Below are 18576 nucleotides of genomic sequence, written 5' to 3'. Positions count from 1 at the left end.
CTCCTAATCTTCCCGGCTCGGCACCATGACCTTGGCCTCGCCGCCGACGACGACCTTGTCATCCACCGAGCAGGTGATCTTCAGCGTCACGCGATTGCCCCGCTCGATCATTTCGGTGATCTCGGCGCGCGCGATGACCGTGCTGCCGATGAAGACCGGCCGGCGAAAGCGCATTTCCAGATGGGTGAAGATCGAGCCCGGGCCCGGCAGGTCATTGCCAAGAATGCCCGAAATGTAGGACGCGGTCAGCGCGCCATGCGCAATACGCTGGCCGAAGGGCGTCTTCTTTGCGAACTCTTCGTCCATGTGGATCGGATTGTGGTCGCCCGAGACCTTCGCGAAGAGGACGACGTCCTCCTCTGTGATCGTATGGGTCGTCTCATGCGCCATCCCGACGCTCAGATCCTCGAATTTGTAGCCGTCCTTGGCACTCATCTGCCCGTCTCCGAATCAAAAAGCCGCTGTCTGTTACAATGCCACAGCCGCTGCGTCACCACCTCAAGGCGGGCAATGCGTATCGCGCACTGGTTTCATATTGGTCAAGCAGGGTGGCGAGTTCTTCCTCGAAATCATCACCATGTTCGGCCAGCCCCGTCCCCACATAGAGCGCATCATAGCCTTGCCGGGCGGCGCCTCTCATGTCTGTGCCAGGACTGTCGCCGATGCACAGGACCCGTGCCGGTTTCTCGCCGCGTATCTCCGACGCGCGCTCGATGGCGAGGTTGTAGATCGTCGGATGCGGCTTGCCCGGATAGATGACGCGCCCGCCCTCTTCCTCATAGATCGCCGCGAGCGCGCCGGCGCACCAGACAAGCTGGTCCCCGATGCGCACCTTGATGTCGGGATTGGCGCAGATCATCGGCAGGTCCCGGTCGACACCCTGCTTTAGCAGCGCGCGATAGTCTTCCGGATCGTCATTCACCTGGTCGCGCAGGCCGATACAGAGCAGCGTGTCGGCTTCATCCGGCTCGACGAAATCGAGGTCGAGGCCCTTGTAGAGAAACTGGTCGCGTTCCCAGCCGGCATCGACGCCAAGGCGCCAGATCTTTTCGTGGCGGCGCCGCGAGAGCTCCGCCCGCGTCGCATCGCCGGAAGAGACGCAGTCGTCGAAGCAGTCGTCCGGCACACCGATGGGTTTGAAGTAGGAGACGACCTGCGCCTTGGGCACCGGCGCGTTGGTGATCAGAACGACCGTGCCGCCCCCCGCCCGGAATTTCGCCAGGGCCTCGCAGGCGTCGTCAAAGGCGCGCCGGCCATTGTGGATCACGCCCCAGACATCACAGAGGATCGTGTCGTAATCATGCGCGATGGCGGCGAGGCCGGCGGGATGCTCAGGTCGTGTCATGGCCGCTCAGTACTGGGGCGCACCGGTGCGGTCAAACACCGCCTGCATCAGCCGAAAGCCCCCAGCTTGGCGATGAACTCGGCCGGCGGGGCTGTGGCTTCCATCAGGGAGGACTTGATCGGCTTGGGCGCGCCGAAGACATGTCCCTGACCATAGGGGACATCGAATTCAAGGATTTCGACGACGCTGACCTCTTCTTCCAGCTTCTCGGCGATGAGCGTTACGCCAAAGCGCGAGCACACAGCTGAGACCTCCTCGCCATCGACCGAGCGCTGCACGTTGGAGATTGGGCGCGGGCCGGACGGGTTACGCAGCTGGTCGATCAGCTCGCCGCCATTCATCTTGACGAAGCGGACCCCGGCATCCTGCAGGCGTGGCAGGTCGAGACCGAGATCGGAGGCATGATCGATCGAGAAGCGGAATCCGAGCGCGGTCAGCTTTTCCATGCCCTCGCGCATTTCCCGCGAGCGATTCTCGAAGCGGTCCGCCGGGATTTCGAAGATCAGCGCCCCGGCCAGGTCGCGGTTTTCCCGCATGAATTCGAGGAATTGCGGGAAGAAATGCGGGTCCGTCAGCGAGTTCGCCGAAATGTTGCAGAACACACCGACGCGGCGGTCCCGCTCCGACAGGCGGCGCACGATCTGCACGCAGCGGAAGAGGAGCATGTTGTCGATGACGCCCATCAGGCGGGCCCGGCGGGCCGCATCGAGGAATTCGGCTGGCAGGATCAGTGAGCCGTCCGGGCGGCGCAGGCGCGTGAAGCCTTCATAGAAGGCAACCCGGCGCTGGGGCAGCGACACGATGGGCTGCAGGTGCAGGTCGACGCGGCCATCCTGGAGGGCGGCTTTCACCGTGCGCAGCACCGCATCTTCCTGCGGGCGCATCTCGCTCTTGTCGACGGTTTCGTCGAGCTTCGATTCGAAACTCTTCGACAGGCGGTCGATCAGCCCTTCCAGCTGGCGCATCTCGCTGACCAGCGCATCGCGGCGCTCGGTCAGTTCATGCTTCAGGGTCGATTCGACGCTTTCGGTGCGCGCCTCGACCATGTCCATGCGCTCACGCGTGGCGGCATTGGCGCGCTCGATCCGTTCCAGCTTCTCATCAGTTTCCGCAGTCTTGGAGACGTGCGCGATCAGCAGGTGCAGCTGGCCGAGGACGACGGTCAGGACGGCGCCAAGGCCGACGGCCAGCGGGATCCCGACACCCAGATAGGTGTACAGTCCCAGGCCGAGCGCCGTACCAAGCGCCATATAGAAGATGAACAGTACGCCAATCATAATTCAGTCAGCCCCGTCATTCGCTGAACCTTAACAAATGCCTGCCAAGAGTTAACGAATTCGTAGCATTAGGCCTGATTTGGGCTCGTTGCCAATGTTGCAGGCAGTTGCATCCACAGCGTGACTTACATGACACACTTTCGCGAACGGGCGCAGATTGCCGGTACAACCCGTTTGACTTGGGCCTGATCACCGATAGAAATAGCGCAAGACCCGCCGCCTGGAAGTCCGCGGCCTACTTGGCCGGACGGGGGCGTCTCGGGGGAGACCGGGGTTCCGCTTCATTGCGGGACCCCGTTGCTTTTTTCAGCGGTCTGATCTTGTCGCAAAGATAACGCGATCCAGCGGCCAGGCATGGTCTGGCGCGCCGGCGTCTTCGCCTGCACATCCAATCAAGAGGCTATCCTGAACGCGCGCGCCACCGGCATCCTCGCCAGCCGGGCCGCCGCCGCACGGGCGCAGCACGACATCGTGCCAGGCCTCATCGAGGTCGCGATAGCGGATGCGGTAGGTGATCTGTCCGGTCATGCCGGCTGCCGCGCGCACCTTCAGGTCTCCGCTGTCATAGATGAGCGCGTCCTGCGTGACGTCACCGCCATGCGACAGCAGCGCGGCGTCGAAACCGCCAGCCGGTGCACCATCCTCGATGAAACTGATGGCATCGGGCTGCTCATAGGCTGCGTTGAGGCCATCAACCAGCGCGCCGGCACCCTCCGGCCCGGCGACGGCGAGCGCGTCTGCCCGCCCGGCCCGCCAGCCCCGATTACGGATCTCGTCGACGCCTTCAATATCGAGCGGGTGGACGGAAAACAGGAACAGCGCGTCGAGGCCAGCAAGGTCATCCGGTTCAGCCTGGCTGCCTGCACCGGCCGGCGCGCCAAACATCAGGCGCTTGCCGCCCGCAAGGACCAGCGCGCAGGGGCGCCCACTCCCTGTACCGCAGGGTAGAAGCGCAAAATCTGCCGGCGATATGGCCGGGCGCGGCGGCGGTTCGGACTCCTGCGGGTCCGGCCCAGTGCTGCCCGAGCAGGCCGCCAGCCAAAGCGCTACGGCCAGACCGGCCACGCCCCTAACCAAGACGTGCGGTCTCCGGTTCATCGACTACGGTGTTCTCAAGTATGCCGACATTTTCGATGTCCACGCGCAGCCGGTCCCCGGCCTTCAGCCATTTTGGCGGTGTATGCCCGGCGCCGACGCCCGCCGGCGTCCCGGTGAAGATCACATCGCCTGGCTCCAGTGTGAACGCCGTGGTCAGGTGGGCGATCTGCTCAGGCACCGAAGCGATCATGTCGCCGAGAACACCCTCCTGGCGAAGCTCGTCATTGACGTAGCCGCGAATGGCGAGCCCGGCGAGGTCACCAACTTCATCGGGAGTGACAAGACACGGGCCGAACGGGGCATGCGTGTCAAACCCCTTGCCCATCATCATGGTCTGGCTGGCGCGTTGCCAGTCCCGCACCGAGATATCGTTGCCGCAGGCGAACCCGGCGACGATCTCCATGGCCCGCTCCGCCGGGACATGCCGGCCGGTCTTGCCGATGATGACGACGAGTTCGGCCTCGTAATCGAGCTGTTCCGAAACGCGCGGCAGATGGATCGCCCCGCCCGGCCGGTTCGCCGCCGTCGACTGCTTGTTGAACCAGATCTGGGCTTTCTGTTGGTCGCGGCGGATGATGCTGACGCTCTCGGCGGCATGCGCGGCGTAGTTGAGACCGATCCCGAGAATCTTGCCGGGCCGGATGACCGGCTGGCGAAGCGTCACATCCGAAATGGCAATGGCGTCGTCCTTGCGGACTGCTGTTTTTTTGCTGTCCAGGTCCGGTAGAACCTGGCTCAGGCAGCCCTGCTGCAGAGGTGCAACCTGCCCGTTTTCCAACGCACCACAATGCAATACGCCGTCAATTTCAAAGTTCAGCCACTTCATGTTTGCGTTGCCCTCCTGACACACCTGCCTGAAATCATCCGAACAAAGAGTGTATTCGGCCGGTCAGCAGGTCTAGTGAATGGCGCATACGTCTAGAAAGTCCAACGAGGAATTCAATGGGATCGGAAACGCCAAGGTCGGACTCGGGTATCCGGGCGCGAGAATGCGCCCTGTCCGACATTCTCTCGCCCGGCAGCCAGCTGAAGATGCCGCCTTACCAGCGCAGCTATTCCTGGGAAGAGAATGAAGTCCGCGAACTGCTGGACGATCTTCTCAACGCGACCGAGAATGGCCGCTATCACTTCATTGGCGCGATCGTGCTGGTGCGCATGGAAGACAACACCTACCAGGTCGTCGACGGCCAGCAGCGCCTCACCACGCTGACCATGATCCTCGCCATGATGCGCGACCTGGAAACCGATCCCGTCCGCAAGGCCGAAATCCACGCCCTGATCGGCGATTCCGACCGCACCATGCTGGGCGAAGGCGCCGCCTGGCGCCTGACGCTGAATGATGTCGACAACCCCTTCTTCCGTGAAGCCATTCAGGCCGAGGGCGCGACGCTGCGCCGCGACCTCATCGCCTCCGACGAGTCCAACCATGAGGTGATGCAGAAGAACCTCGCCTTCCTTCACGAGGAGCTGGAGGAGTTGGGCGAGGCCACCCGGCGGACGCTGTTCGAGACCATTCGCGACCGGGTCGTGCTGGTCCGCGTCGGCGTGCCGGACTGGGATGGCGGCTATGAGGTGTTCCGCGTGCTCAATACGCGCGGCAAGGCCCCCAACAGCCATGACATCGTGAAGACGGAAATCCTGCAGCACGCCAATTTCGACCAGGCCGAAGCGAGCCGCTATGCGCGCGAATGGCTGGAGCATGAAGCCAAGCTCGGCGGCGGCGGCCTGGACGACCTGCTCAACATCATCCGCCAGCTCTATGGCCGCAACACCAAGGGCAAGACGGCCAATGTCTTCGCCAAGGTCGTGCTGTCGAAGGTCGACTCACGAACTTTTGTCGATGACGAGCTGCCGCGCTATGTCGAGGCGTATCGCATCGTCCTGAAAGGCGATCCGGATTTCGGACCGCTCACTGAAGCCATCCGGGCGCCGCTCAACCATTTGCGGCTGCTCGACCACCGCCTGTGGCAGGTCCCGGCGGTCGCCTATCTCTACAAGCATCCCGACGATGGCGAGCAGGCGCTTAAATTCTTCCAGATGCTGGAGCGGCTGGCCTATGCGATGATGCTGCACTTCACCACCGCCAGTGCGCGCCAGAAGCGCTACCAGAAGCTCACCCAGCTGATCCAGGGCGACAAGCCGCTCTTCGACCGGAGCAGCCCGCTGCGCTTTGCCAAGGATGAGCAGAAAAAGGTCCGCGAGCGCATGACCGGCCGCTTCGCCACTTTCGGGCAGCGCCGCGCCATGGCGCTCAGGACAAACGCCGCCCTTGAGAATGGCGAGATGATCACGCTGGAGGACGATGCGACCGTCGAGCACGTGCTCCCGCGCTCGGTGCCGGAAGAGTCCTACTGGCATGCCACTTGGCCGCGCACCCAGGTCCAGCGCGAGCTGTGCGAGACGCTCGGCAATTTCGTGATCGTGCCCCAGCGCATCAATCACCAGGCCGACCGGCTGGATTTCCGGGAAAAGAAACGGATTTTCTTCGAAAGCGGCGCCCGGGTCTTCGCGCTGACCGAAGACCTGCGCCATCGCAATACCTGGACGCCGGAAGACGTGCGGGCACGCACCGAGCAACTCGTCGACATCCTGATGGATGAATGGTTCTCAGCGCTGGATGACTAGGCCGCGGCGCGGCGGCCTTCCTGGCTAGCTGGCGGCAGCGTCCTCGGTTGGCTCGCTGTCGCTGGCATAGGCATCGGCCAGCTTGTCGGCCGTCTTGCGCGCAGTGTCGATTTCGGCCGCAAAGGCACTCAGCGCCGTCTCGGTCTCATCCAGGCCGCTGCGGTCGCGTGCGGCCACGAGACCGACGGCTTCGGAAAAGCCGCGATAGCATTTCTGCGCTGTAACCAGCGCGGTTTCGAAATTGATCAGGTCACTGCGCGTCACATCACCCTCATCAAGCAGGGTCTGCGCGAGATCGCCGACTTCGGTGAAAGCCCGGCGCGCGGATGCGGTATCCGACGAAATCGTTTCGTACACTTCGGCCGGCTCACCTTCGGATGCGGAAATCCGGTCGGCATAGGTGCCGGACTTGGTATCGGTATCGCCATTCTCGCCGCCAAACAGGACCTTGGCAAAATCCATCAGGCCGCGTGGCTCGCCAATCCAGCCCTGCGCTTCGGCGCGCGTGTTGAACGCCTTTGCCGATTCGGCCAGCGCTGAGCTCTCGACTGTCTGCTCACTTTCGACCAGGGCATCCTGGGAAACCATCGATACGGTCGCGCACCCGGAAAGAGTGAGCATTGCTGCGCATGCGAGTGTTTTCATCATATGCGGTCGACTTGCCCCGTTTCGCTCCACCCTGTGGGTAGAAGGTTTACAGTAACTCACTAGCACGTTCATGACTATGACGGATATAGGAGCTGCAGAAAGTGAAGACGACATGAATAAGGTTAGTGAATGTTGAAGCTTTATCCGCCTTTGGAAGCCCGGAAAACAGGCAGAATGCGTGTTTCTGATATACATGAAATATATTGGGAGGAATCAGGCAATCCCAATGGTTTGCCTGTAATTGCCGTTCATGGCGGCCCTGGCGGCGGGTCTAGCCCGGAAATGCGGCGCTTCTTCGATCCCGACATTTACCGGATCATCCTGTTCGACCAGCGCGGCTGCGGCCGGTCGACCCCGCATTCGGAACTCGAGGAAAACGACACGTGGGCGCTGGTCAGCGACATGGAAGCGATCCGGGAGATGCTCGGCATCGACAAGTGGGTTGTCTTCGGCGGCTCCTGGGGCTCGACGCTGGCCCTGTCCTATGCCGTCGAACACACAGACCGCGTCCACGGCCTGATCCTGCGCGGGATCTTCCTGATCACCGAAGCCGAGATCCAGTGGTTCTACCAGGACGGGGCCAGCCGCCTCTTCCCGGATGCCTATGACCGCTACATCGCCCCCATCCCCGAGGAAGAGCGCGGCGACCTGCTGCACGCCTTCCACCGCCGCCTGACCGGTGAGGACCGCAAGGCCCGCACCGAAGCCGCCAAGGCCTGGGCCTGCTGGGAAGGTGAGACGATCTCGATCCAGGGGCCGTCCTCACGCCCGGCGCGTTTTGAGGAAGACAGTTTTGCCGACGCCTTTGCGCGCATCGAATGCCACTACTTCGTCAACAAGGGTTTCTTCCCGGAAGATGGCTGGCTGTTGAAGAAGGCAAAGGAGAAGCTGAAAGGCGTGCCCGGCATCATCGTGCATGGGCGCTATGACGTGGTCACCCCGCTGGCGACGGCCTGGGCGCTGACCAAGGTCTGGCCCGACGCCAGTTTGCACATCGTGCCCGATGCCGGCCATTCCAGCCTCGACAGCAGCATCGTCGACCAGCTCATCCGCGCGACGCGGACGTTCGGCAAGCTGTTCGGGTAAGGCCGGCGCACCAGACGCAATCAAAAAGGGCGCCTCTCTGGGCGCCCTTTTTCATTTCTGCAAGACGGCCTCGCCTATTCCGCCGGCAGCTCATTGTTCGGGCCCAGCAGCGCTGTCATGAAGCCCGGCAGCTGGACATTGTATTGCTGCTGGATCTTGTCGAAAAAGCCGAAGAACAGGATGAAGGCGAGGAAGAGCGGCACGGGCCAGCGCAGCAGGAAGCGCCAGACATTCATGATCGTGCCTTCGCCGATCTCGCTCGTCATCATGTCGCGCGACAGGATCCAGCCGGCAAAGATAACCGCGAGCAGTCCGCCAAGCGGCAGCAGGAGGTTGCCGGTCAGGAAGTCGACAAAGTCGAGATAGTCGAGCGAGAAGACATAGGCTGCACCGACGACGAAGAGGATCACGCCCATGCCGAGCGCCGCGCCAAACCGGGTGACGCCCTGACGCTCCTCGAGCCATGACACCGAAACCTCCATCAGGGAAATGGACGAGGTGAATGCCGCAAACAGGGCGAGGCCGAAGAAGACGACCGCCATGAGCTCACCCCCCGGGATCGAGCCGAAGGCAACCGGCATCGAGACGAAGAACAGGCTCGGCCCGCCCGCCGGGTCGAGACCGGCGGCAAACACGATCGGGAAGATCGCAAAGCCTGCAATCAGCGCGACCGTCGTGTCAGATCCCGCCACGATGCCGGAGGCGCGCGGAATGTTCGTGTCGCGAGAGAGATAGGCGCCATAGGTGATCATCAGGCCGACACCGATACCGATGGAGAAGAAGGCCTGGCCGATAGCTTCGAGGAAGGTGTTGAAGCCGACATCTTCCCATTTCGGCGTCAGAAGGAATTCAGCCGCCGCAGCTGCATCACCATTCGCGATTGCGAAGCCGACCACCACGACCAGCATGATGAAGAAGGCGGGCATGAGGACAGTCGCTGCGCGCTCGATCCCGCCTTTGACACCTCTGCCGACGATCCAGACATTGGCGGCAAGGAACAGGGCGAGCAGCGCAAGGATGTACCATTTGGACGCCATCGGGTGGGCCCCGATGCCGATTAGATCTTCAAAATTCTGGCCAGACGCCTCAGCGTTCATGCCGGTAAATTTGCCCTGCACCGCCTGCAGCGTGAAAGCGATCAACCAGGATGAAATCACCACGTAGAAACTGAGGATGAAAGTCGCTGTGATCGTGCCGACCCAGCCGACAATGCCCCAGTTCAGCGACTTGCCTTCAGCGCGCGCCAGCGACTGGACACCTTCGATCGCGGACATGCCGGATTTCCGGCCCATCGAATACTCCGCCATCAGGAGCGGCAGGCCGATAAAGGCGACGCAGAGAAGATAGATAACGATGAACGCCCCGCCGCCATTCTCGCCAGCGGTATAGGGAAAGCGCCAGAAATTGCCGAGCCCCACCGAGGAGCCGACGGCCGCCATGATGAAGCCAAACTTCGAGCCCCAGGTCTCAGTCTTGCGGCCAATTTCCATACTTTGCTCCCCTTATGGAATGATTTTCGCGGGACAGTAGCTTTCGCGGGACAAAGGTCAACGTCGGCACCGCTGCAGAGGTCAAATCACCCCCTGCGAACTCAGCCGCTCATCGCGGCCGAGATGCACGGACATGATGATTCCGAAACAGGCCATCGTCGTGAACATCACCGTACCGCCATAGGAAATGAGCGGCAGCGGAACGCCCACCACGGGGACCAGCCCGAGTACCATGGCGACGTTGAAAAGGATGAAGAAGGCCACCGTCGCAACACAGCCGGCCGCCGCAAACCGGCCGAACAGGCTGGCGGAACTGCGCGCGATAATCAGCCCCCAGACCAGGATGATCACCCAGAGCAGCAGCAGCCCCGTCGCGCCGAGAAAGCCGAACTCCTCGGCGATCACGGTCAGGATAAAGTCGGTATGCTGTTCGGGGATGTAGTCGAGCTGCGCCTGGATGCCCTCCATGAAGCCGCGTCCCTGCCAGCCGCCAGAGCCGATGGCGATCTTGGCCTGCTCGATCTGGTAGCCATCGTCGAGCGTGTTGACCGCCTGCCCTGTCAGCTGGGCCAGGAAGGTGTCGACGCGCTCGCGCTGATAATCCTCCAGCACGAACTGGTAGACCGGCCAGATGCTGGCGAGCGCCGTCACGGCGACGGCGGCAATCACGCGATAGTAGAGGCCGGCAAGATAGATCAGCACGCCACCGGAGGCGAACAGGGCGAGCGTGGTGCCGAAATCCGGCTGCTTGAAGATCAGCGCCGCCGGGATGCAGATCATCAGGAGCGGCATGAGATGGATGAAGAACCGCCCGTTCGAATTGGGCAAATTGTTGTGATAGTAGCGCGCCAGCGCCAGCGTCAGGGCGAGCTTCATGAACTCTGAGGGCTGCACATTGATCGGCCCCAGCGGCAGCCAGCGCGTTGCGCCGCCGCCAGTTACGCCGAAAAACTCGACCCCGAAGAGCATGGCCAATGTCACGAAATAGGCGGGCCAGGCCGCCTGCAGCCAGACCTTGAGCGGTACCAGCGCGATGACGAACATCAGGGCCAGTGCAACCGAGAAGCGGAAGGCGTGGCGCGCTGGAAGGGCGGCTTCTGCGGGGTTGGTATAGGTCGAGCTGTAGAGCGCCGCCGTGCCGATCAGCGCCATGCTGATCAGCATCAGGATCAGCCCCCAGGGCAGCGCACCGAGCGTCTGGGCCAGCGTGCGGTCCTCAAACCGGATCCCTGAAGCACGCGCGGCCCGGGCCACTACTGGTTCCCCCGGCTGGTAATGATGGATGGCGCGCTGGCCGTCTGCCAGCGGGCGGCCCGGCGGGAGTCGCGGCGGATGGCCGTCGCCATGATATCGCGCGCGACCGGTGCTGCCGCACTCGAGCCGCCTTCGCCGTGCTCGACCACGACGGCGGCGGCATATTTCGGATCATCGGCCGGGGCGTAGCAGACAAACAGGGCATGGTCGCGCAGCTTGCGCGCGATCTGGTCGCCCTTGAGCACGCCGGTGCGGCGCTCTTCCTCGGTGATGCGGCGCACCTGGGCCGTCCCGGTCTTGCCGGCAAGGCGCGGTCCGCCCAGGCCGAGATCGCCGGAACTCCAGGCCGTCCCGCCCGCTTCGGATGTCACGCCGTACATGCCGGCCTTCATCCGGTCCATCATCTCCGGGTCCAGCGGGGCGGCGTCAGGGATCGGCTTGTCGGGGCGTGGCCCCTCGCCAATGATGTAAGGCTCGATCAGCCGGCCGCGCGCGGCGATCCGGGCCGACATCAGCGCCAGCTGCAGCGGGCTTGTGGAAAGGTAACCCTGGCCGATGCCGTAGTTCAGCGTCTCGCCTTCATACCAGGGCTCGCCAAGCGCGCGGCGTTTCCACTCATCATTCGGCACCGTGCCCGAGCGCCCGCCTGTCATGCCCAGTTCCCAGGTCTGGCCGAAGCCGAACCGCTTGGACACGTCAGCGAGGTGCTCGACGCCAACGCGGCGCGCGATTTCGTAGAAATAGACGTCGCAGGAGCCCTTGATCGCCCAGTGCATGTTGACCGAGCCATGCCCGCCCTTCTTCCAGCAGTGCCAGGTGCGGTTGCCGAAGTGGTAGTAGCGGTTGCAGTGCACCCGCATCTCCGGATTGATCCCGGCTTCGAGCGCGGCGGTTGCCACCACCATCTTGAAGGTCGAGCCCGGCGGATAGGTGCCGTCATAGGCCTTGTGGTAGAGCGGCGAGCGGTCATTCTCGCGCAGGGCATTATAGTCGGCGTGCGAGATGCCGTTCACGAAATCGTTCGGATCGAAGGCCGGCGTCGAGACGAAGGCGAGGATGGCACCAGTCTCGATGTCGAGCACGACAGCCGCGCCGCTCTCATCGCCGAAGCGTTCGATCGCTGCGCGCTGGAGTTCGGCATCGATGGTCAGGCCGATATCCTTGCCCGGCGTGGGCGCGAGATCATCACTGTCGAGTTCGCGGATAACCCGGCCCGCCGCATTGGTCTCCAGCCGGCGGAAGCCCGGTTCGCCGCGCAGCCACTCCTCGGCATAGCGCTCGACGCCGGAACGCCCGGTCCGCATGTCCGGGTGGCGGAAAAGCTTGCGCAGGAGCTCCGCTTCCTCCGGCGTTGCCCCCTCTGTCAGCCGCGACAGATCATCGGCGCTCGCCTTGGCGACATAGCCCAGCACATGCGCGAGATCGCGCCCGCGCGGATAGGACCGCGTCGTTGCCATATCGACCTGGACACCGGGGATCTCGGCCGCCAGCAACGACATGCGCGCGAAGTCCTCATAGGACAGCTCATTCTTGACGATGGTCGACTGGAAGGAGGCCTGCTGGCGCGCCTGACGGGCGATGCGGGCCTGCTGCTCGGGCGGCAGGTCGATATGACGGGCCACCTCACGCAGCGAAGCATCGAGATCGGGGGTCTGCTCGCGGACGATGGATACGCGCCCGGCTTGCCGGTGTGAGGCCAGCGGCTGGCCGAACCGGTCGACGATATTGCCACGCAGCGGCGGGGCCAGCTCCAGCTTGACGCCGTTCTCATCGGCAATCTTCTGGTATTTCTGCCCCTCCAGAAGCTGCAGCTGCGCCAGCCGTGCAATCAGGCCGGAGAACAGCACGCCGCCGGCAACACCTGCCGTGACGATCCGCCGGCTGAGGCGGACATCGGTATCGTGTTCTGACGGGAGGCTCATGCCCTGCTCCCCGGAATTGGACTCGCGCGGCGGCCGAGATCGAAGACCGGCGCGATGATGATATGAAGGATATAGGTTATGACAAAGGTCTGCATGATCGGCGCGATCTGGACGATGTGATTGCTGTTGAAGCTGGCAAACAGCCAGACCTGCGCAAACCCGATGGCATAGATCACGATCGGCGACAGCGTGGTGATGACGGGCGAGCGCTCCCTGTCAAAGGAACGGTGCACCAGTGCGCTGAGCCCGAATGTCGTCAGGTTGATGAAACCGAAGCAGCCGAGCGGCGCATAAGCACTGACATCCTGTGCGAAGCCGACGATGACGAGAATGATCATCGGGCGGAAAGCAAGCCCGCTACGGCCCCAGCCGAAGGCTGCTACAAGCGCGGCATAAGGCCAGGTCAGCTCGGTGCCGAAGACGCTCTTGGGAGTCAGGCCGATCAGGCCGATGGCCAGCACAAGCAGGGTCCCGGCGGTCAGGCGCGTCGTCGGTCCGGCTTCCCGCCAGAGCCGGCCAATCCCGGCGAAACGGCTGTCAGGGGCGTTACGCGTCTTGGCCACCTACGGCGCTCCCGGATTGCTCGCGCCACTTTCAGTCTCATCCGAAGCGGCCGTTTCGGTCTCGTCAGCCGGTTCTTCCACGGGGAAGTCTTCCGGCCGGGGAATTTTCATCGACGGCATAAGACGGACGAACCCGCCGGGCGCGCGGTTCATGCTGAAGATGACGCGCTGGTCGCCGCCGCGGCGGACCACTTCGCCCACCACGATCCCACGCGGGAAAATGCCGCCCTCGCCGGAGGTCAGGACCCGCTCGCCGAGGATGAAGTCACCCTTTTCCGGCAGGTCCGTCAGCGAGCCGAGATCGTCACGGTCACCATAGAGGATGGCGCGCATGCCACTCGCCTCACCCATGACCGGAACCCGGGAGTTGAAGTCCGTCACCAGCAGGACGCGGGCCGAGCGTTCGCCGAGCTGCACGACGCGGCCGACCAGGCCGCCCTCATTCTCCGCATAAGCGCCCTCTTCCACACCCTGCATCGCGCCGGCATTGACGAGGATGGCTTCGCGGAAGGGACCGTTTGTTTCCGAGGTGATGCGCGCCGTCACGCCGCGCACGGGCGGCTCGCCCATGATGTTGAGCATGTCCTCATAGGCTTCGAGGCGGGCTGCCATCGAAATCGCGACCTGACGGTAGCGGGTGAGCTCGCGCACCTCGGCTTCGAGTTCGCGGATCCGCGCCTCACGGGCCGATGTGCCGGTAATCCTGTCCCAGAGGCCCGGCCGGGCGGAGCTTGCCAGCTGGTCGGCCGCAACGGTGCGGGCCGGATCGATCATGGATCTGAGTCGCGGAGAGGTCTGCAGCAGCAGGATGCCGAACAGGCCGGCGAGGGCAACAAAAAGGGCGTAGCGCCGCAGAGGGCGCCCCTTCAGTCGTTTTCCTCGCATACGGGCCATGGACGTCCCTTCTGGCCTCCGACCACTCTCCTAAGATTGAGGTGAACCGCCTGTTTCCGCAACTGCCATTTCAGTCAGGCTGCGGTGTCACACTTCCGGTGACAGCACGTTCTTCATGCGCACGAGGTTCTCGAGCACATAACCACACCCGTTTGCGACGCATTTCAGCGGATCGTCTGCGATCATGACAGGCAGCTGGGCCTGCTCGCGGATCACCACGTCCAGGTTGCGCAACAGGGCACCACCACCTGTGAGCACGATGCCACGGTCGACAATGTCGGCCGCCAGTTCCGGCGCCATGGCTTCCAGCGCCAGCTTGATGGCCTCGACGATCTCGCCAACCGGATCGGCCAGCGCTTCGGCCATCATCGCTTCGGTGACTTCAACCTCGTTCGGCACGCCGTCCGTCGAACCCCGTCCGCGAACCGTCACGGTCAGCCCGTCGCCACTGTCTGGCGCCTTGGCCGAGCCGATTTCCTTCTTGATGCGTTCGGCCGACATCTCGCCGATCATGATCTGCTTGGCCTTGCGCAGATAGTTCATGATGGCGTGGTCCATCTTGTCGCCGCCCACACGGACCGAACGCGAATAGACGATACCGCCCAGCGACAGCACGGCGACCTCGGTCGTGCCGCCACCGATATCGACGACCATCGAACCGGCCGGCTCCTCGATCGGCAGGCCGGCCCCGATGGCGGCCGCCATCGGCTCTTCGATCAGCTGTACCTCGCGGGCACCGGCGGCCAGCGCGGACTGGTGGATCGCGCGGCGCTCGACGTTGGTGGCCGAACTCGGCACGCAGATGATGATCAGCGGAGAAACGAAGGCGCGGCGATTGTGCACTTTCCGGATGAAGTGCTTGATCATCTCCTCGGCGACTTCGAAGTCCGCGATCACACCATCGCGCATGGGCCGGATGGCTTCCATGTTCAGCGGCGTCTTGCCGAGCATCTGCTTGGCCTGGTTGCCGACCGCATAGACGACCTTGCGGCCGCCCTGGTTCATGTAGGCAACCACGGAGGGTTCATCGAGCTTGATGCCCTGGCCCTTGACGTAGACGAGCGTGTTCGCTGTCCCGAGGTCAATGGCCATGTCCGTGGAAAGCATGCCGAGAAGGCTACCGATCATGTTTATGCCGCTTTTTTGTCTGGTGCGGCGAGCCATCTCGCCACACGCATGTGTCCGATCATGATCAGCCCCTATACACCAATGCCGTTTCCACACTCTTAACGCAAGAGAAAGACTGTTGACAGAAGGAACGCTTCGTTCCTTTTCTCAAAACCATAGCAATGACGGGCGATCCGGGGCCGACCGTCCTGCAAGCCATTTTCATTTCGCAAACGAAACGTTTTCCCTGATTCGGGTGTTTTCACGCTTCGTAAAGAGATTGCCCGGCCGCGGGCCCTAATTGTCGGCGGATCCTGTCACGCCGGTTTTGCGCAGTTCGTCACCCAGATCGACCCGCGCCTTGTCGAGTGCCTTCTTCGCCTGCTGGACTTTCGTCTCCGCCTTGGTGACGTCGCCCTTGGCCTCAGCCAGGCGGTTCTCTGCCTTCTTCACGCGCTCGCGCGCTTCATCGACGTCCTTGCGTGCGGCAACGAGGTCTTTCTCCGCCTTCATCAGGCGCGCCTCCAACTCATTCACCTTGAGTTCGGCGCGCTCGACAGGATCGGCCGGCACGACCGGCTCCGGCGCGCTTGCACACGCAGCCGACATTGCAAGCAGCGTTGCGAAGGCGGTGATACGAAGTGGGGTCATTTCAAATCCTTTCTTCAAGCCAGCAAAAGGCCTGAGGCACGGGGGACATGCATCACCCCGCGCCATATTCACTGTTCGTCACTCTGATATGAGCCATCAGCCCCGCATTGCGAACCGGACGGCCCGCGCTGTCAGGCGGCGAGCCGCTTCAGCCGGCGCGCTTCAAGCTTGTTCAGCGCATGGATATAGGCCTTGGCGCTGGCGACCAGCGTATCGGGATCGGAGGCCCGCCCGACAGCCATCACGCCCTCGCCATTCAGCCGGACGCTGACTTCCGCCTGCGCATCGGTACCGCCGGTCACGGCGTGAACCTGGAACAGGTCGAGCTTGGCCTTGTGATCCACAATCGCGCGGATGGCGTTGAAGACCGCGTCCACCGGGCCATTGCCCTGGCAGCTGGCGGTTTTTTCCTCGCCATCGACCAGCACCTTGAGATCGGCGGTCTGCGGGCCTTCGGAGCCAGCGATCACACGCAGGCTGCGGAAAGCAACTCGCTCACCCATGGCCGAGAGCTGGTCATCAACCAGGGCCAGGATATCGTCGTCGAAGACGTGCTTCTTCTTGTCGGCAAGGTCCTTGAACCGGCGGAAAGCCTCGTTCAGCGAATCCGGGTCGAGCTCATAGCCCAGCATCTTCAGCTTGTCGCGGAAGGCATTGCGGCCCGACAGCTTGCCCATGACCAGCGAGGACTTCGAGACGCCGACATCTTCCGGCTTCATGATCTCGTAGGTCTCGGTGTTCTTCAGCATGCCATCCTGGTGGATGCCGCTTTCATGGGCGAAGGCGTTCTTGCCGACGATGGCCTTGTTGTACTGGACCGGGAAACCGGTGATGCGGCTGACCATCTGGCTGGCCCGGGCCAGGCGCGTCGTGTCGATGCCGGTCTCGAAGGGCAACGAGTCGCCGCGCACCTTGAACGCCATGACGACTTCCTCGAGCGCAGCATTGCCGGCCCGTTCGCCAAGGCCGTTTATCGTGCACTCGATCTGGCGCGCGCCATTCTGCGCCCCGGCAATCGAGTTGGCGACAGCCAGGCCAAGGTCATTGTGGCAGTGGGTCGACCAGATGACCTTGTCGGAATTCGGGATCGTTTCACGCAGGCTGCGGATCAGGGCGCCATATTCTTCCGGGTGCATGTAGCCGACCGTGTCAGGCACGTTGATCGTCGTCGCGCCTGATGTGATGGCAGCGTCGATGCACTTGCACAGAAAGTCGAATTCGGTGCGCGTGGCATCCTCGGGCGACCATTCGACATCATCGACAAGGTTGCGGGCAAAGGAGACCGAATGGCCGACTGCTTCGAGGACGGCATTCGGGCCCATCTGGAGCTTGTGCTTCATGTGGACCGGGCTGGTCGAAATGAAGGTATGGATACGCGGACGCGCGGCATGGCGCACGGCATCGCCGCACCGCTGGATATCCTTTTCCGTCGCACGGGAGAGACCGCAGATCGTTGCGGACTTCGAGCGCCGCGCAATCTCGCTGACAGCCTCGAAATCACCCTGTGAGGAGTTCGGAAAGCCGGCCTCTATAATGTCGACGCCCATCGCCTCGAGAATTTCGGCGAGGTCGAGCTTTTCCTTGTGGGTCATGGACGCGCCGGGCGACTGCTCGCCGTCGCGCATGGTTGTATCGAAAATCAGGATCCGGTCTTTATCACTCATCGGTCTGGCCTGTTGGAAACGCTTTGAACGGGTACGTGAGTACGTGGCTTGATGGGTTCCCCTGGCCAGGCGCCGGACATCAATCTCCGGCGGCAACCGGCCAGGGGCCGGTAAGCAGAAGGCTTGTTAGCCTGATGAGGGGCAAGTTCTTGCGCATAAGGGGACTAATCAGTCTTCTCCGCGCCGCTGTCAACCGGTTCAGACTGCGTTGCAGCAATAAAATTCCCATTCTGGCGCCGCCGGCGCGCATACAGCCAAAGCCCGCCAAAAACCGCCACCGCCGCCAGGGCGAGGGCCGCTGCGATCAGCGGAGAACCGCGCATGGCCGCCATCAAGCTCTGGCCGGCAAAAGTCACGAGCAGGATCTTCGGAATGATCCCCACCGCCATGCCCGCGAGGTAACCGAGGAAATTGGCCCGCACGGCACCGAACGCCATGTTCACGATCAGGAACGGACCGGTCGGCACGTTGCGCACAATGGCGCTGGCAGCAAAGGCATTCCGGCTGACGAACTGGGTAAACCGCTTCGCCCGGTCGCCAGAGAACCGCGCCACAGCCGCCTGTCCGCTGAACCGGCCCAGCCAGAAGGTGACCGTGCCGGATGCCAGCGTCGCAATCCATGAATAAAGAGCGCCATTGACGGGGCCGAACGCGACCACGGCGGCGCCGATCAGTCCGAATTGCGGCATGCCAATGAAAGCCGCGCCGATAAATAGTGCAATCACAGCCGGCAGCGCCCAGGGCGTATCGGCCAGCTGCTGCATCTCGGCGATGAAGGCTTCCAGCGAGCCGATCACTCCGGTCTTGCCGAGGATGAACAGGGCGATGACGGCCCCGCCAAAGGCGAGACCGAGCCAGAGCGCCTTGCGTGACCGCGTGGCAGGGATCTGTTCGACCGGTGTATTCATCGCCGTTCGTCTCCTCCAGCGCGCATGGGCCGTCAAGCGGAGAC

17 protein-coding genes are annotated in these 18576 nt (G+C 63.1%); 2 read left to right on the top strand and 15 right to left on the bottom strand.

The window, feature by feature from the left end:
- Positions 1-3: 3 nt before the first annotated feature.
- The 5 genes from D1223_RS01605 to D1223_RS01585 form a co-directional block, all read right to left on the bottom strand.
- Complete coding sequence (locus D1223_RS01605) at positions 4-435, bottom strand: MaoC family dehydratase (RefSeq protein WP_119374658.1); 432 nt, start codon at positions 433-435, stop codon at positions 4-6.
- 55 nt (positions 436-490) lie between these two features.
- Complete coding sequence (locus tag D1223_RS01600) at positions 491-1345, bottom strand: TIGR01459 family HAD-type hydrolase (protein ID WP_119374657.1); 855 nt, start codon at positions 1343-1345, stop codon at positions 491-493.
- Positions 1346-1392: 47 nt separating this feature from the next.
- On the bottom strand, positions 1393-2622 hold the full coding sequence (locus D1223_RS01595; protein ID WP_119374656.1) for an EAL domain-containing protein: 1230 nt from the start codon (positions 2620-2622) through the stop codon (positions 1393-1395).
- Between the two features lie 306 nt (positions 2623-2928).
- Positions 2929-3699 carry a hypothetical protein gene (locus D1223_RS01590; protein WP_147372639.1) on the bottom strand — a complete coding sequence of 257 codons (771 nt, stop codon included), beginning with the start codon at positions 3697-3699 and terminating at the stop codon, positions 2929-2931.
- Positions 3692-4546, bottom strand: a complete 855-nt coding sequence (locus D1223_RS01585; RefSeq protein ID WP_119374654.1) for a fumarylacetoacetate hydrolase family protein — start codon at positions 4544-4546, stop codon at positions 3692-3694. The genes D1223_RS01590 and D1223_RS01585 overlap by 8 nt, the downstream gene beginning before the upstream one ends.
- Positions 4547-4662: 116 nt before the next feature.
- Between D1223_RS01585 and D1223_RS01580 the strand changes: the two genes are divergently transcribed.
- Positions 4663-6345 carry a DUF262 domain-containing protein gene (locus tag D1223_RS01580; RefSeq protein ID WP_119374653.1) on the top strand — a complete coding sequence of 561 codons (1683 nt, stop codon included), beginning with the start codon at positions 4663-4665 and terminating at the stop codon, positions 6343-6345.
- Positions 6346-6369: 24 nt separating this feature from the next.
- On the opposite strand, the gene D1223_RS01575 is transcribed toward D1223_RS01580, so the two are convergent.
- On the bottom strand, positions 6370-6933 hold the full coding sequence (locus D1223_RS01575; protein ID WP_119374652.1) for a hypothetical protein: 564 nt from the start codon (positions 6931-6933) through the stop codon (positions 6370-6372).
- Positions 6934-7122: 189 nt separating this feature from the next.
- Here D1223_RS01575 and pip point away from each other — a divergent pair, with 189 nt between their 5' ends.
- Entirely contained in the window at positions 7123-8079 is a 957-nt protein-coding gene (gene pip / locus D1223_RS01570; protein ID WP_119374651.1) for a prolyl aminopeptidase, read from the top strand.
- A gap of 74 nt (positions 8080-8153) precedes the next feature.
- Here pip and D1223_RS01565 read toward each other — a convergent pair whose 3' ends face one another.
- The 9 genes from D1223_RS01565 to D1223_RS01525 form a co-directional block, all read right to left on the bottom strand.
- Complete coding sequence (locus D1223_RS01565) at positions 8154-9569, bottom strand: sodium-dependent transporter (RefSeq protein WP_119374650.1); 1416 nt, start codon at positions 9567-9569, stop codon at positions 8154-8156.
- Positions 9570-9650: 81 nt separating this feature from the next.
- Positions 9651-10823, bottom strand: a complete 1173-nt coding sequence (gene rodA, locus D1223_RS01560) for a rod shape-determining protein RodA (RefSeq protein ID WP_119374649.1) — start codon at positions 10821-10823, stop codon at positions 9651-9653.
- Positions 10823-12745 (bottom strand): penicillin-binding protein 2, encoded by a 1923-nt coding sequence (mrdA, locus tag D1223_RS01555; RefSeq protein WP_119374648.1) that lies wholly within the window; start codon positions 12743-12745, stop codon positions 10823-10825. The genes rodA and mrdA overlap by 1 nt, the downstream gene beginning before the upstream one ends.
- On the bottom strand, positions 12742-13308 hold the full coding sequence (locus tag D1223_RS01550) for a hypothetical protein (RefSeq protein WP_119374647.1): 567 nt from the start codon (positions 13306-13308) through the stop codon (positions 12742-12744). Before D1223_RS01550 ends, mrdA begins: the two co-directional genes overlap by 4 nt.
- Entirely contained in the window at positions 13309-14202 is an 894-nt protein-coding gene (mreC, locus tag D1223_RS01545) for a rod shape-determining protein MreC (RefSeq protein WP_119374646.1), read from the bottom strand. It abuts the gene before it with no gap.
- Positions 14203-14289: 87 nt separating this feature from the next.
- Entirely contained in the window at positions 14290-15330 is a 1041-nt protein-coding gene (locus D1223_RS01540) for a rod shape-determining protein (protein ID WP_119374645.1), read from the bottom strand.
- A 276-nt stretch (positions 15331-15606) separates the two neighbouring features.
- A complete protein-coding gene (locus D1223_RS01535) occupies positions 15607-15960 on the bottom strand; it encodes a hypothetical protein (protein ID WP_158588364.1) in 354 nt (117 codons plus the stop codon).
- Between the two features lie 131 nt (positions 15961-16091).
- A complete protein-coding gene (locus D1223_RS01530; protein ID WP_119374643.1) occupies positions 16092-17624 on the bottom strand; it encodes a 2-isopropylmalate synthase in 1533 nt (510 codons plus the stop codon).
- A 164-nt stretch (positions 17625-17788) separates the two neighbouring features.
- A complete protein-coding gene (locus D1223_RS01525; RefSeq protein WP_119374642.1) occupies positions 17789-18532 on the bottom strand; it encodes a TVP38/TMEM64 family protein in 744 nt (247 codons plus the stop codon).
- Positions 18533-18576: the final 44 nt, after the last annotated feature.

Origin of the sequence: Henriciella mobilis, from assembly GCF_003576285.1 — a bacterium.
GTDB classification, from domain to species: Bacteria; Pseudomonadota; Alphaproteobacteria; order Caulobacterales; family Hyphomonadaceae; genus Henriciella; species Henriciella mobilis.
Note: the sequence above shows the minus strand (reverse complement) of the source record. Positions and strands in the feature narration are given on the sequence as shown.

Excerpts from the sequence above, each read along its gene's own strand:
- D1223_RS01605 (WP_119374658.1), bottom strand. The coding sequence starts at position 435 with ATGAGTGCCAAGGACGGCTACAAATTCGAGGATCTGAGCGTCGGGATG.
- D1223_RS01600 (WP_119374657.1), bottom strand. The coding sequence starts at position 1,345 with ATGACACGACCTGAGCATCCCGCCGGCCTCGCCGCCATCGCGCATGAT.
- D1223_RS01595 (WP_119374656.1), bottom strand. The coding sequence starts at position 2,622 with ATGATTGGCGTACTGTTCATCTTCTATATGGCGCTTGGTACGGCGCTC.
- D1223_RS01585 (WP_119374654.1), bottom strand. The coding sequence starts at position 4,546 with ATGAAGTGGCTGAACTTTGAAATTGACGGCGTATTGCATTGTGGTGCG.
- D1223_RS01580 (WP_119374653.1), top strand. The coding sequence starts at position 4,663 with ATGGGATCGGAAACGCCAAGGTCGGACTCGGGTATCCGGGCGCGAGAA.
- D1223_RS01575 (WP_119374652.1), bottom strand. The coding sequence starts at position 6,933 with ATGGTTTCCCAGGATGCCCTGGTCGAAAGTGAGCAGACAGTCGAGAGC.
- pip (WP_119374651.1), top strand. The coding sequence starts at position 7,123 with ATGTTGAAGCTTTATCCGCCTTTGGAAGCCCGGAAAACAGGCAGAATG.
- D1223_RS01565 (WP_119374650.1), bottom strand. The coding sequence starts at position 9,569 with ATGGAAATTGGCCGCAAGACTGAGACCTGGGGCTCGAAGTTTGGCTTC.
- mrdA (WP_119374648.1), bottom strand. The coding sequence starts at position 12,745 with ATGAGCCTCCCGTCAGAACACGATACCGATGTCCGCCTCAGCCGGCGG.
- mreC (WP_119374646.1), bottom strand. The coding sequence starts at position 14,202 with ATGGCCCGTATGCGAGGAAAACGACTGAAGGGGCGCCCTCTGCGGCGC.
- D1223_RS01540 (WP_119374645.1), bottom strand. The coding sequence starts at position 15,330 with ATGATCGGTAGCCTTCTCGGCATGCTTTCCACGGACATGGCCATTGAC.
- D1223_RS01535 (WP_158588364.1), bottom strand. The coding sequence starts at position 15,960 with ATGACCCCACTTCGTATCACCGCCTTCGCAACGCTGCTTGCAATGTCG.
- D1223_RS01530 (WP_119374643.1), bottom strand. The coding sequence starts at position 17,624 with ATGAGTGATAAAGACCGGATCCTGATTTTCGATACAACCATGCGCGAC.
- D1223_RS01525 (WP_119374642.1), bottom strand. The coding sequence starts at position 18,532 with ATGAATACACCGGTCGAACAGATCCCTGCCACGCGGTCACGCAAGGCG.